Here is a 12,231-nt window from a genome sequence, read left to right on the forward strand (position 1 = left end):
TCCTCGTTGTGGATTCAGGGATCAATCGGCGCTGCTGCGCAGAGTCGGTGCCGGCTGGCTCATCAGGCTGACGGCGACGAAGGTCAGCAGGCTGACGCCCAGGCCGTAGTAGATCGGGGTGTTGGCCAGGATGCCGTCGCGGGCCATGCAGCCGATCACCGTCAGGCTGCCGCTGACCATGCAGGCGATGGCCCCGGCAGCCGAGGCCCGGCGCCACAGCAAGGCGCCGATGATCGGCACCAAGAGGCTGCCCACCAGCAGGTTGTAGGCGATGCTCAGGCCGGCGATCACGTCGTTGACCAGACAGGCCATCAGCAGCATCGCCACCCCCAGGCCGAGGGTGATCCAGCGGCTGCTGGCCAGGTGGTTTTCCCGGCCGCGGGTCAGGAAGCGGCTGTAGATGTCTTCCTTGAGCACCGTGGCCGAGGCCAGCAGGCAGGCACTGGCGGTGGACATGATGGCGGCCAGGGCGGCGGCCACCACCAGTCCGCGCAGTCCGGCCGGCAGTACGTTGCGGGTGACTTCGGCGAAGGCGTTCTCGGCCACCGCCAGGTCCGGTAGCAGCAGCTTGGCGGCGGCCCCCACCAGGGCACAGGCGGCGCCGTAGAACATGCAGTAGACCCCGGCGCCGAGGCCGGCGTAGCGCACCACCCGTTCGCTGCGGGCGGTGAACAGCCGCTGCCAGATGTCCTGGCCGATCAGCGCGCCGAAGAAGTACAGCAGGAAGTAGGCGAGGAGGGTGTCCAGGCCGATGTTGCCCCACTCGAAGAACCCCGCCGGCAACCTCGCCTGCATGGCTTCGAGGCCGCCGGCCTGGCCGACGCTCATGGGCAGCAGGACGCAGAAGATGCCCAGGGTCATGATCACGAACTGGATGATGTCGGTGAGGGTCAGCGACCACATGCCGCCGATCACCGAGTAGAAGATCACCAGCGTGCCGCCGCAGAGAATCGCCGGGATGCGCGGGATGTCGAACACCACCTCGGTGATCGAGCCGATGGCGATGGTCGCGGTGACCGCCACCATCAGGTCGTAGGCCACCATCACGCAGCCGCCGATCAGGCGCGACGAGGCCTGGTACCGCTGTTCGAGGATCTGGGTCACGGTGAATACCCGCAACTGGGCGATCTGCCGGGACAGCACCAGGCTCAGGACGATGATCCCCAGGCCCAGCATGAACACCAGCCACAACCCGGAGATTCCATGGCTGTAGCCCAGGCGTACCGAGCCGATGGTGGAGGCGCCGCCGAGCATCACCGCCGACAGGGTGCCCAGGTACAGCGCCGGGCCCAGGCGTCGCCCGGCCACCAGGAAATCGTCCTGGTTGCGCACTTTGCGCATGCCCCACCAGCCAAGGCCGGCCATCAGCAGGACGTAGACCAACATGACCGCATAATCGAGTGCCATAACCGGTGCTCCCTGGTTGTTCTTGTTGTGCAGGCAGGTGAGCGCAGGGTAGATCGTGGATTGGCCGGGATACATCCCGGCAGGCGCAAGCTGGCTTGTGTTTTCACGCAAGTGGCCCGGTGGCGTGGTTTTGCCCGGGCCGCCATGAAGTCTGCGCCATTCCTGCCGATAGCCTGCCCGGGCCACGCGGCGCAATCAGTCAAAGGAAGCAGTAGCGATGAATGTCAGAAGTCTGGCCCTGGTGGCGTTGTTGGGCTCGCTTGGCGCGTGCAGCGTCAAGCCAGTGGAGCCCTATTCGGAGCCGCCCCTGGGCGCGTCGGTGGCGCAGTTGCGGGTGATCACCAACGGTGAAGTGCGCGGTGGGGCCTATGCCGGCTGCATCGGCGACAACCAGCGCCTGGCCAAGGCCGGGCGTTTCGGCAGCGAGCACCGGCCGAACGTCAACTATCCACAGTTTCCCGAGGCCCCTCGGCAGATCGACATGCTGCCGCGATTCGCCCCGAAGCTGCCGGACTACCCCGGGGCCATTCGCCGCGGTGAGGGCGAATATTCCGAGGTCGCCACCGAATACCGGGTTCCCGCCGGACGCCCGTTCCTGCTGGAGGGCGGCGGGGTGGCGGCCGGGGGAACCGGCAACGCCTACCGCACCTGCCCGCAGGTACAGAAGGTGGTGGTGTTCGAACCGGGCAAGAGCTACGAGGCCTATGTCGGCCTGAACTACATTCCGGTGGCCGGCGGCGAGGTGGAGGCAATGTGCGTATTCACCGTGTACCAGCTGCTGCCCCTGAGCAAGCCGGGGGCCAGCATGCCTTTGGCGTTGCAGACCAGCGCGCCGGCGCAGCAGCGCTGTTCCGGTCGGTGAGGGGATCACGCCCGGGCCTGTGCTGATGGCAGGCCAGGGCGTGGCTGGGCTAGGTGGGCTGGCCGGAGGAGTCGATGGCTTGGCGCACCAGCGGATGCAGCTCGCTTTGTTGTTGCTGCCGGTGCCAGGCCAATAGCTCCTGGCGCATGGCCGGGGTCCAGAACAGCTGCATGTGGTTGCGCACGCTGCTTGCCGCCTGGGCCTGGTCCGGCTCGTTGGCGAAGTACGAAGCGATCTGGTTGGCCATCTTGACCAGGTTGGCGGTGCTCATCGGCGCACCTCCGCCTTGTGGCTCCGGGACCGGTCGCGGGCTTGCAGCAGGCGCTGCTGCTCGTCGCTGAAGGCTTGGTAGCGCTTCTGCCATTCGGACGGATGGTAGACCCGGCTGACCTCCACCGCCGTGACCTTGTACTCCGGGCAGTTAGTGGCCCAGTCGGAGTTGTCGGTGGTGATGACGTTGGCGCCCGACTCGGGGAAGTGGAAGGTGGTGTAGACCACTCCCGGCGCCACCCGCTCGGTCACCCGGGCACGTAGCACGGTCTGCCCGGCGCGGCTGCCGATGCCGACCCAGTCGCCTTCGCTGATGCCGCGGCTCTCGGCGTCGGTGGGGTGGATCTCCAGGCGGTCCTCGGCGTGCCAGGCGACGTTGTCGGTGCGCCGGGTCTGGGCGCCGACGTTGTACTGGCTGAGGATGCGCCCGGTGGTCAGCAGCAGCGGATAGCGGCTGTTGACCTTCTCGTCGGTGGGCACGTAGCCGGTGAGCATGAAGCGCCCCTTGCCGCGCACGAACTCGTCGATGTGCATGGTCGGCGTACCGTCCGGGGCCTGGGCGTTGCACGGCCATTGCAGGCTGCCGTGACGGTCCAGGCTGGCATAGCTGACGCCGTTGAAGGTCGGGGTCAGGCGGGCGATCTCATCCATGATCTGCGACGGATGCTCGTAGTGCATCGGGTACCCCAGGGCCGCCGCCAGGGCCAGGGTGCCTTCCCAGTCGGCCTTGCCGCCCAGCGGCTCCATGACCTTGCGCACCCGCGAGATGCGGCGCTCGGCGTTGGTGAAGGTGCCGTCCTTTTCCAGGAACGAGGCCCCAGGCAGGAATACATGGGCGAACTTGGCGGTTTCGTTGAGGAAGATGTCCTGCACCACCACGCATTCCATGGCCGACAGGGCGGCGGTCACGTGCTGGGTGTTGGGGTCGCTCTGGGCGATGTCCTCGCCCTGGCAGTACAGGCCCTTGAAGCTGCCGCCCAGGGCCGCCTCGAACATGTTGGGAATGCGCAGGCCCGGATCGGGTTGCAGGCTGACGTTCCACGCCTGCTCGAACTCCTGGCGCACGGTCTGGTTGGAGATGTGCCGGTAGCCTGGCAGCTCGTGGGGGAAGGAGCCCATGTCGCAGGAACCCTGGACGTTGTTCTGGCCCCGCAGCGGGTTGACCCCGACCCCTTCGCGGCCGATGTTGCCGGTGGCCATGGCCAGGTTGGCGATGCCCATCACCGAGGTGCTGCCCTGGCTGTGCTCGGTGACGCCCAGGCCATAGTAGATCGCCGCGTTACCGCCAGTGGCGTAGATCCGGGCCGCGGCGCGGATGTCGGCCGCCGGGACCCCGCAGATGGCGCCCAGCACCTCCGGCGAGTTGTCCGCACGGCTGACGAAGGCGCTCCACAGGGCGAAGGCCTCGGGCTCGCAGCGGGCCTCGACGAACGCCTGGTCCACCAGGCCCTCGGTGACGATCACGTGGGCCAGGGCGTTGAGCATGGCCACGTTGGTCCCCGGGCGCAGGGCCAGGTGCAGCTCGGCGCGGGCGTGGACCGAGTCCACCAGGTCGATGCGCCGAGGGTCGATGACGATCAGCCGCGCCCCTTCACGCAGGCGGCGCTTGAGCTGGGAGCCGAACACCGGGTGGGCATCGCTGGGGTTTGCGCCCATCACCAGGATCACGTCGGCCTGCATCACCGAATCGAAGCTCTGGGTCCCGGCGGATTCTCCCAGGGTCTGCTTGAGGCCGTAGCCGGTGGGCGAATGGCAGACCCGGGCGCAGGTGTCGACGTTGTTGTTGCCGAAGGCCGCCCGCACCAGTTTCTGCACCAGGTAGGTTTCCTCGTTGGTGCAGCGGCTGGACGTGATGCCGCCGATGGAGTCGCGACCGTACTTGAGCTGGATGCGCCGCAGCTCGCTGGCGGCGTATTGCACGGCTTCGTCCCAGCTGACCTCCTGCCACGGGTCGCTGATGTGCTTGCGGATCATCGGCTTGGTGATGCGGTCCGGGTGGGTGGCGTAGCCCCAGGCGAAGCGGCCCTTGACGCAGGAATGGCCATGGTTGGCCTGGCCATTCTTGTCCGGGACCATGCGCACCAGCTGCTCGCCCTTCATCTCGGCGCGGAATGAACAGCCCACGCCGCAGTAGGCGCAGGTGGTGATCACCGCCCGGTCCGGCTGGCCCATTTCCACCACGCTCTTTTCCATCAGGGTCGCGGTGGGGCAGGCCTGCACGCAGGCGCCGCAGGACACGCATTCGGAATCCAGGAAGTTGTCGCCGCCGGCCGCCGCCACCCGGGATTCGAAGCCCCGGCCGCTGATGGTCAGGGCGAAGGTGCCCTGGGTTTCCTCGCAGGCGCGCACGCAGCGGTTGCAGACGATGCACTTGCTCGGGTCATAGTCGAAGTAGGGGTTGGAGCTGTCCTTCTGGTCACTCAAGTGGTTGGCGCCGTCGTAGCCATAGCGTACTTCGCGCAGGCCCACCTGGCCGGCCACGGTCTGCAGCTCGCAGTTGCCGTTGGCCGAACAGGTCAGGCAGTCCAGCGGGTGGTCGGAGATGTACAGCTCCATCACATTGCGGCGCAGGCTCGCGAGTTTCGGCGTCTGGGTATGCACCACCATGCCCTCGCTGACCGGGGTGGTGCAGGAGGCCGGGTAGCCGCGCATGCCGTCGATTTCCACCAGGCACATGCGGCAGGAACCGAAGGCCTCCAGGCTGTCGGTGGCGCAGAGCTTGGGAATGCTGGTGCCCAGCAGCGCGGCGGCGCGCATCACCGAGGTGCCCTGGGGCACGCTGATGCTGCGCCCGTCGATGCTCAGGCTGACCTGTACCTGGCTGTCGCGGGCCGGGGTCCCCAGGTCCACGGCGTTGAGGTCAATGTCCTTGGCGGGGTCGAAGAGTGTGATCATTGGTCGGCCTCCGTGGTGTGCAGACCGAAGTCGGCAGGGAAATGCTTGAGGGCGCTGGCCACCGGGTAGGACGTCATGCCGCCCAGGGCGCACAGCGAGCCGTATTGCAGGGTGTCGCACAGGTCCTTGAGGATCAGCGCCTGGTGCTGGCGCTCCTCGGGGCCGGGAGCCGCCAGCAGGCGGTCGATGACCTCCACGCCACGGGTCGAGCCGATACGGCACGGGGTGCATTTGCCGCAGGATTCCTCGGCGCAGAACTGCAGGGCGAAGCGTGCCATGTGGGCCAGGTCGAGGCTGTCGTCGGCCACCACCACGCCGCCGTGGCCGAGCATCGCGCCCATGGCGGCGAAGGCCTCGTAGTCCAGCGGTGTATCGAACTGCGCGGGCGGGACCCAGGCGCCGAGAGGGCCGCCGACCTGGGCCGCCTTCAGTGGCCGGCCGCTGGCGGTACCGCCACCGTAGTCATGCAGCAGCTCGCCCAGGGTCAGGCCGAAGGCCCGTTCCACCAGGCCGCCATGGCGGACATTGCCCGCTAGCTGGAAGGGCATGGTGCCCAGGGAGCGGCCCATGCCGTAGTCGCGATAGAAGGGCGCGCCCTTGGCCAGGATCAGCGGCACCGAGGCCAGGGTCAGCACGTTGTGCACCAGGGTCGGCCGGCCGAACAGGCCTTGCAGGGCCGGAATCGGCGGCTTGGCGCGGACGATCCCGCGCTTGCCTTCCAGGGAGTCGAGCAGCGCGGTTTCCTCGCCACAGATGTAGGCCCCGGCGCCGACCCGCACTTCCAGGTCGAAGGGCTGGCCGCTCCCGCCGGCATCGGCCCCCAGGTAGCCGGCGTCCCGGGCCAGGTCCAGGGCCGCGCGCAGGGTGGCCACTGCCTGGGGATATTCCGAGCGCACATAGATATAGCCCTGGCTGGCACCGACGGCGATGCCGGCGATGGCCATGCCCTCGATCAGCAGGAAGGGGTCGCCCTCCATCAGCATGCGGTCGGCGAAGGTCCCGGAGTCGCCCTCGTCGGCGTTGCACACCACGTACTTCTGCTGCGGCGGGGTCTCGCGCACCGTGCGCCACTTGATCCCGGCGGGGAAGGCCGCGCCGCCCCGGCCACGCAGGCCGGAGTCGAGCACCGCGGCCACGGTCTGCTCGCCGCCCAGGGCGATGGCGCGCTCCAGGCCGGCGAAACCGCCGTGGGCCCGATAGTCCTCCAGGGACAGCGGCCGGGTGATGCCGGCGCGGGCGAACAGCAGGCGCTGCTGGCTCTTGAGGTAGGGAATCTGCTCCACCAGGCCCAGGGCCAGGGGATGGCTGGCCGGATCGGCTTGCAGGGCGTCCAGCAGCGCCGGCACGTCGGCCACGCTCAGCGGACCGAAGCCCAGGCGGCCTTCGGGGGTATCGACTTCCAGCAGCGGTTCCAGCCAGTACAGGCCACGGGAACTGGTGCGTTGCAATTGCAGCGGCAGCTGGCGCTGGCCGGCCTGGGCCAGCAAGGCATCGGCCACCTGGTCGGCGCCCACGGCGCGGGCCAGGGAATCACAGGACAGGTAGAGGTTCATCACGCCTCCTCCCGGCAGCTGTCGAGCAACGCGTCCAGGCGTTCGGCGCTGAGCCGGGCATGCAACTGGCCGTCCAGCTCCAGGGCCGGCGAGCAGGCGCAGGCGCCCAGGCAGTACACCGGTCGCAGGCTGATGCGGCCATCGGCGCTGCTGCCATGGTCGTCCAGTTGCAGGCGCTCGCGCAGCTGCGCCGCCAGTTGCTCGGCGCCCCGGCTCTGGCAGGATTCGGCCCGGCACAGGCGCAGGATGTGCCGCGCGGGCGGTGCGGTGCGAAAGTCATGGTAGAAGCTGATCACGCCGCGCACTTCGGCCTGGCTCTGGTTGAGCCCATGGGCGATGGCGGGGATGGCCAGGTCGGGGATGTAGCCCAGCTCTTCCTGGATCTGGTGGAGCAGCGGCAGCAACGCCCCGGGAACGTCCTTGTGGCGCTCCAGCAGGGTGTGGATCACAGGCAGGTGCAGCGATTCATCAGGCATACAGCATTCCTCACGGTCACGGACACACCTGGTGGTTGTCGGTTGTCCGAAAGTCCCGGCTGCGGCCCTGGTTGCCACGTCACGGTAGCGCGGCGATCCGGCCGGTAGCCATGCACCCTGGATGGGTATCTTGTCGTACCCGGTGCGGTCGTCGCCGCACCTGTTCAGGGCATAAAGGGCAGCTTGACACGCTGCCTCTGATTGCTCCGCCCCAAAGCGACTTGCTCAGTTCCGAAAGCGACTCTCCATTGAGTCTAGAAGAGACGGTGCAAGCCCGTGGGACGAGCCGCGCACTATGGAACCAAACCCATGGGGCCAGAAGTGACTTCGGTCAGTTCCTGGCCGAATAATCCGGGTGATCGGAGGCGGTTGTAGCGAGGGAGCTTGCTTCCGCTCGGGCGCGCAGCGGCCGTAGAACCTGGCTCCACGGCGCGTCGGTGGCAAGCGGGACCCAGGTATTGGACCGACGCTGCCATCCCGCGCGAGCAAGCGCCCCCGCCACCAGAAGGTGGGTCAGTAACGGGCGCGGCGCTGGGCGTAGTACTGCAGCACCAGGCGGCCGATGAGCACCAGCAGGGTCAGGCTGATCAGCAGCACGGAAATGGCCGCCACGCTGGGGTCGACGTTGTCCCGCAAGCCGCTCCAGATCCGCCGGGGCAGGGTGTTGACGTCGATGCTGGTGATGAACAGGGTCACGGCCACCTCTTCCCAGGACAGGGCGAAGCTCAGCAGCGCGGTGGAGAAGATCCCCAGCTTGAGGTTCGGCAGGATCACCAGGAAGGTGGTCTGCATCAGGCTGGCCCCCAGGTTGCGCGAGGCCAGCTCGATGCGCCGGTCCACCTGGCTCAGCGCCACCAGCATGGTCACTACGCCGTAGGGCACCACCATCACCACATGGGCGATCACCACCCCGGGCAGGCTGTCGTAGCCCCAGCCCGGGGCGATGCTGCCCAGCTTGGTTTCCATGAAGTACAGGACCAGGGCCGAGATCACCGGCGGGATCGCCATGGGCAGCAGCACCAGGCCGATCAGCAGGGTCGCCAGGCGCGAGCGCAGGTACCAGATGCCCAGGCTGAAGCTCACCGCCAGCAAGGTGGCGATCAGGCTGGTGGCCGTGGCGATGGCCAGGCTCTGGCCGATGCTCGACAGCCAGTCGGGATTGCTCAGCAAGGCTTGGTAGTGGCGCAGCGACCAGTTGCCCTCGGGCATCGACAGGTAGCGTTTGGCGGTGAAGGACACCGGGATCACCGTCAGCAACGGGAACAGCATGAAGGCCATGGCGACCACGGCGATCAGCCGGGTACTCAAGGCAGTGCGATGTGTATTCATAGTGACCTCAACCCACCAGTCGGTTGACACGGGTGATGCGCATCAGCAGCCAGATCAGCGCGCTGACCAGGGCCAGCAGCACCAGGCTCAGGGCTGCGCCCAGCCCCCAGTTGCTGGTCTGGAACATCTGCAGGAACACGTACTCGGCGATCATCACGGTCTGTCCGCCACCCAGCAGCACCGGGGTGATGAAGAAGCCCAGGCAGAACACGAAGACCATGATGAAGGCCCCCAGCAGCCCCGGCAGGGTCTGCGGCAGCAGCACTTGCCAGAACGTCCGCAGGGCCCCGGCGCCCAGCCCGCGCGAGGCCAAGAGGACCCGCTGGTCCAGCTGGCGCATGCTCGACAGCAGCGGGAACAAGGCATAGGGGATCATGAAGTGGAGCATGCCGATCACCACCCCCAGTTCGTTGCGGGTCAGTTGCAGCGGATGCTCGATCCAGCCCAGGGACAACAGGCTGTCGTTGATCACGCCGTTGCTGCGCAGGGCGATCAGCCAGCCGAAGGCCCGCACCAGCACCGAGATCCAGAATGGGATGAACACGCAGATCTCCACCATGCGCTGCCAGAACGGCGGGCTGAAGACCCAGCAGTAGGCCAGCAGGTAGCCGATGACCAGGGCCAGCAGGCTCACGGTCAGGCACAGGCGCAGGGTGCGCAGCAGCATGTCGTGGATCGCCGGGTCGCTGGCGATGCGCTGGTACTGCTCGATGCCGGGTTCGGGCAGGGTGAAGCTCCAGCTCACCACGCCGACGAAGGGCAACAGGTAGAACAGCACCAGCAACAGCGGCAGCGGTACCAGCAGCAGGCTGCGTTCCAGGCGCGCGGTTTGGGTCGCACTCATGGTCGGCGCCTCACTTGGACAGGTGGGTCAGGTACTGCTCCAGGGTGCTGGAGTAGTGATCGGCGTACCACTGGGTGTCCAGCAGGATCTGCTTCTTCATGTTGGCTTCGGAGGCACAGTTGAGCTCCAGTTGCTCGGGGCTCATCAGCTTCTGGGTGGCCGGGTTGGATGGACCGTTGCCGAGGATCTCGAACAGCTTGAACTGGCCTTCCGGTTGCAGGGCATGCTGGATGAACTGCATGGCCGGAGCCGTACCCGCCGGGTTGTTGCTGAGCACGCTCCAACTGCTGTTGGTGAGGAAGGCGTTGTCATAGCCCCATTTGATCCGGCCCCCGCTGTCTTCGCGCAGCAAGGTGGCGCGGGTGTGCCAGAGCACGCCCATGGAGGCTTCGCCTTCGATCATCAGTTGCTGGCTTTCCGCGCCCGAGCCCCAGAACGACAGGACGTGGGGTTTGAGTTCGTCGATCTTGCGTAGGGCCCGTGGCACGTCCAGCGGATACAACTGGTCGGCGGGCACGCCGTCGGCCAGCAGGGCGGCCTCGAGCATGCCGTTCATCCACTTGTAGAGGGTGCGCTTGCCGGGGAATTTCTCCACGTTCCAGAAGTCCGCCCAGTCCCTAGGGCCGTTGTCGCCGTATTTTTCGCTGTCCCAGGCCAGCACGTAGCTGAGCATGTAGCCGGCGATCCCGTAGTCATGGGACAGCCCGGGGGCTACCTGGTCGCGCTGCACCACGCTGTAGTCCAGGGGTTGCAGGATCTTCTCGCGGCCCAGGTTCAAGGCGCTGTAGCCTTCCATGTCCACCACGTCCCAGCTGGGCTGGCCGCTGGCCAGTTGCGAGCGTACCGCGCCTTCGGTGGGGCCGGCGCCGTCGATGCGCACCGGGATGCCGGTGCTCTTGGTGAAGCTGTCGGCCCAGGCCGCGCGGAAGGCATTCAGTGCATCGCCGCCCCAGTTGACCAGCACCAGGGGCTTGCCCGCCGACCAGCCGATCCCGCTGCGCAGGGCCAGGGGTACGGCGGCCAGCAGGCCCATGGCCTGGACGAAGGTGCGGCGGCTGATCTGCCCGCCACGGGTTTTTTCGATGAGGATGTCGATGCAGTCGCGCTGGTGGTGCTGGCTCATGGGGGCAAGTCCTCGCCAGGCCGGTGCCCGAGGCGCCAGCCGTTGATTGTTGTTGTTCTGTACGAAAACCGGGGTGGTGATCCTTTGTAGGAGCAGCCGGTCGACGCTCGATTGCTCGCGACGGTCGTGAGCGTTACGGGGTCAACCCAGCGCCCTGAAATCCATCGCGGGCAAGTCTCGCTCCTGCAATTGCCTGACTGATCGCGGGGCTCAGGCTTCCAGCAGGAAGCTGTGGCGTACCGGCCAGCTCAGCCACACCGGGGTGCCGCTGGGCAATCGGGCGCCGGGGTGATCGCCGGGGACCGAGAGGTTCACCGGTGCCAGCTCCGGGGCGATGTTCAGTGCCAGGTGGGTGCTGGAGCCCTGGTACACCCGTTCGCCCAGGTGCGCCGGCAGCACGTTGTGCTCACCTGCTTGCGGTCGTTCGGTGTGCAGCGTCATGTGCTCGGGGCGTACCGCCAGCAACTGTGGCTGGCTGCTCAGTTCCCCGGGAAGCGCGGCATGCAGGGCGACGTCGCCGCAGCGGCCGCTGGCGTGGCCGCCATTGCGGGCAATGTCGCGCAGCGGGAACAGGTTCATCTTGCCGAGGAATTCGGCGACGAAGCGGTTGCTGGGGCGGTCGTAGATGTCCTGGGGCGAGTCGATCTGCGCCAGGCGCCCCTGGTTGAAGATGGCGATGCGGGTCGACAGGGCCAGCGCTTCGCCCTGGTCGTGGGTGACGAACACGAAGCTGGTGCCCACCTGGCGATGGATGCGCTGCAACTCGGCTTGCAGTTGTTCGCGCAGGTTCTTGTCCAGGGCCGAGAGCGGCTCGTCGAGCAGCAGCATGTCCGGCTCGAACACCAGGGCCCGGGCGATGGCCACCCGTTGCTGCTGGCCACCGGAGAGCTCGGACGGTTTCTTGTGCAGGTGGGCGCCCAGGCCCACCACTTCGAGGATGTGCTTGACCCGGCGCTGGCGTTCCTCGGCCTTGACCCCACGGATGCGCAAGGGATACGCGACGTTGTCGGCCACGCTCATGTGCGGGAACAGCGCATAGCCCTGGAACACCATGCCGTAGTTGCGTTTTTCCGCCGGGCGCCGGCTGATGTCGATGCCACGCTCCATGAGCTTGCCGGCGCTGGGTGAAAGGAAGCCCGCGAGGATCATCAGCAGGGTGGTCTTGCCTGAGCCGGAGGGGCCCAGGAGGGTGAGGAATTCGCCTTGGCGAACGTCGAGGTCAATGCCGTCCAGGGCCGTGAAGTTGCCGTAGTACTGGCTGATTCCCTGGGCGCTGAGTTGAGTCGAAGGACTGCTGGACACGACAGAGTTCTCCCGCAAAAGCCGACCTGCGCTGTGGAGTTTTTATTGTTGGAACAGCAGGCGGTCGGCTCATTATTGGCAAAAGCAACGGCACATCAATGGAATAATTTTTGCGTCATTGGTGAGTGAAATTATCCATTGGCCAAGTTGCCGCTGCTGCCTTCGCCCAG

General features: G+C 67.0%; 10 protein-coding genes. 1 reads left to right on the forward strand and 9 read right to left on the reverse strand.

What is annotated here, in order from left to right; translation table 11 throughout:
* Positions 1-21 precede the first annotated feature (21 nt).
* A complete protein-coding gene (locus H7A76_RS04080; RefSeq protein ID WP_185697325.1) occupies positions 22-1,407 on the reverse strand; it encodes a sodium:solute symporter in 1,386 nt (461 codons plus the stop codon).
* Positions 1,408-1,624: 217 nt separating this feature from the next.
* On the opposite strand from H7A76_RS04080, the gene H7A76_RS04085 reads away from it, so the two are divergent.
* Positions 1,625-2,269 (forward strand): amidase, encoded by a 645-nt coding sequence (locus H7A76_RS04085; RefSeq protein ID WP_185697326.1) that lies wholly within the window; start codon positions 1,625-1,627, stop codon positions 2,267-2,269.
* A 49-nt stretch (positions 2,270-2,318) separates the two neighbouring features.
* On the opposite strand, the gene H7A76_RS04090 is transcribed toward H7A76_RS04085, so the two are convergent.
* The 8 genes from H7A76_RS04090 to H7A76_RS04125 form a co-directional block, all read right to left on the reverse strand.
* A complete protein-coding gene (locus H7A76_RS04090) occupies positions 2,319-2,540 on the reverse strand; it encodes a formate dehydrogenase subunit delta (protein WP_185697327.1) in 222 nt (73 codons plus the stop codon).
* Complete coding sequence (fdhF, locus tag H7A76_RS04095; RefSeq protein ID WP_185697328.1) at positions 2,537-5,434, reverse strand: formate dehydrogenase subunit alpha; 2,898 nt, start codon at positions 5,432-5,434, stop codon at positions 2,537-2,539. Before fdhF ends, H7A76_RS04090 begins: the two co-directional genes overlap by 4 nt.
* Positions 5,431-6,987, reverse strand: a complete 1,557-nt coding sequence (locus H7A76_RS04100; protein WP_221775103.1) for a formate dehydrogenase beta subunit — start codon at positions 6,985-6,987, stop codon at positions 5,431-5,433. Before H7A76_RS04100 ends, fdhF begins: the two co-directional genes overlap by 4 nt.
* On the reverse strand, positions 6,987-7,463 hold the full coding sequence (locus H7A76_RS04105) for a formate dehydrogenase subunit gamma (protein ID WP_185697330.1): 477 nt from the start codon (positions 7,461-7,463) through the stop codon (positions 6,987-6,989). The genes H7A76_RS04100 and H7A76_RS04105 overlap by 1 nt, the downstream gene beginning before the upstream one ends.
* Positions 7,464-7,976: 513 nt before the next feature.
* Positions 7,977-8,792, reverse strand: coding sequence for an ABC transporter permease (locus H7A76_RS04110; RefSeq protein ID WP_185697331.1), 816 nt, complete (start codon positions 8,790-8,792; stop codon positions 7,977-7,979).
* Positions 8,793-8,799: 7 nt separating this feature from the next.
* Positions 8,800-9,636: an ABC transporter permease gene (locus H7A76_RS04115; protein WP_185697332.1), complete on the reverse strand. Its 837-nt coding sequence runs from the start codon at positions 9,634-9,636 to the stop codon at positions 8,800-8,802.
* Positions 9,637-9,646: 10 nt separating this feature from the next.
* Positions 9,647-10,759 (reverse strand): ABC transporter substrate-binding protein, encoded by a 1,113-nt coding sequence (locus H7A76_RS04120; protein WP_185697333.1) that lies wholly within the window; start codon positions 10,757-10,759, stop codon positions 9,647-9,649.
* A gap of 210 nt (positions 10,760-10,969) precedes the next feature.
* Positions 10,970-12,061 carry an ABC transporter ATP-binding protein gene (locus tag H7A76_RS04125; RefSeq protein WP_185697334.1) on the reverse strand — a complete coding sequence of 364 codons (1,092 nt, stop codon included), beginning with the start codon at positions 12,059-12,061 and terminating at the stop codon, positions 10,970-10,972.
* Positions 12,062-12,231: the final 170 nt, after the last annotated feature.

The organism is Pseudomonas sp. MSSRFD41, assembly GCF_014230245.1.
Lineage (GTDB): Bacteria > Pseudomonadota > Gammaproteobacteria > Pseudomonadales > Pseudomonadaceae > Aquipseudomonas > Aquipseudomonas piscis.

What these genes read in the sequence shown, in the direction of transcription:
- H7A76_RS04080 (WP_185697325.1), bottom strand. Translation starts at nt 1,407, where the DNA reads ATGGCACTCGATTATGCGGTCATGTTGGTCTACGTCCTGCTGATGGCC.
- H7A76_RS04085 (WP_185697326.1), top strand. Translation starts at nt 1,625, where the DNA reads ATGAATGTCAGAAGTCTGGCCCTGGTGGCGTTGTTGGGCTCGCTTGGC.
- H7A76_RS04090 (WP_185697327.1), bottom strand. Translation starts at nt 2,540, where the DNA reads ATGAGCACCGCCAACCTGGTCAAGATGGCCAACCAGATCGCTTCGTAC.
- fdhF (WP_185697328.1), bottom strand. Translation starts at nt 5,434, where the DNA reads ATGATCACACTCTTCGACCCCGCCAAGGACATTGACCTCAACGCCGTG.
- H7A76_RS04100 (WP_221775103.1), bottom strand. Translation starts at nt 6,987, where the DNA reads ATGAACCTCTACCTGTCCTGTGATTCCCTGGCCCGCGCCGTGGGCGCC.
- H7A76_RS04105 (WP_185697330.1), bottom strand. Translation starts at nt 7,463, where the DNA reads ATGCCTGATGAATCGCTGCACCTGCCTGTGATCCACACCCTGCTGGAG.
- H7A76_RS04110 (WP_185697331.1), bottom strand. Translation starts at nt 8,792, where the DNA reads ATGAATACACATCGCACTGCCTTGAGTACCCGGCTGATCGCCGTGGTC.
- H7A76_RS04115 (WP_185697332.1), bottom strand. Translation starts at nt 9,636, where the DNA reads ATGAGTGCGACCCAAACCGCGCGCCTGGAACGCAGCCTGCTGCTGGTA.
- H7A76_RS04120 (WP_185697333.1), bottom strand. Translation starts at nt 10,759, where the DNA reads ATGAGCCAGCACCACCAGCGCGACTGCATCGACATCCTCATCGAAAAA.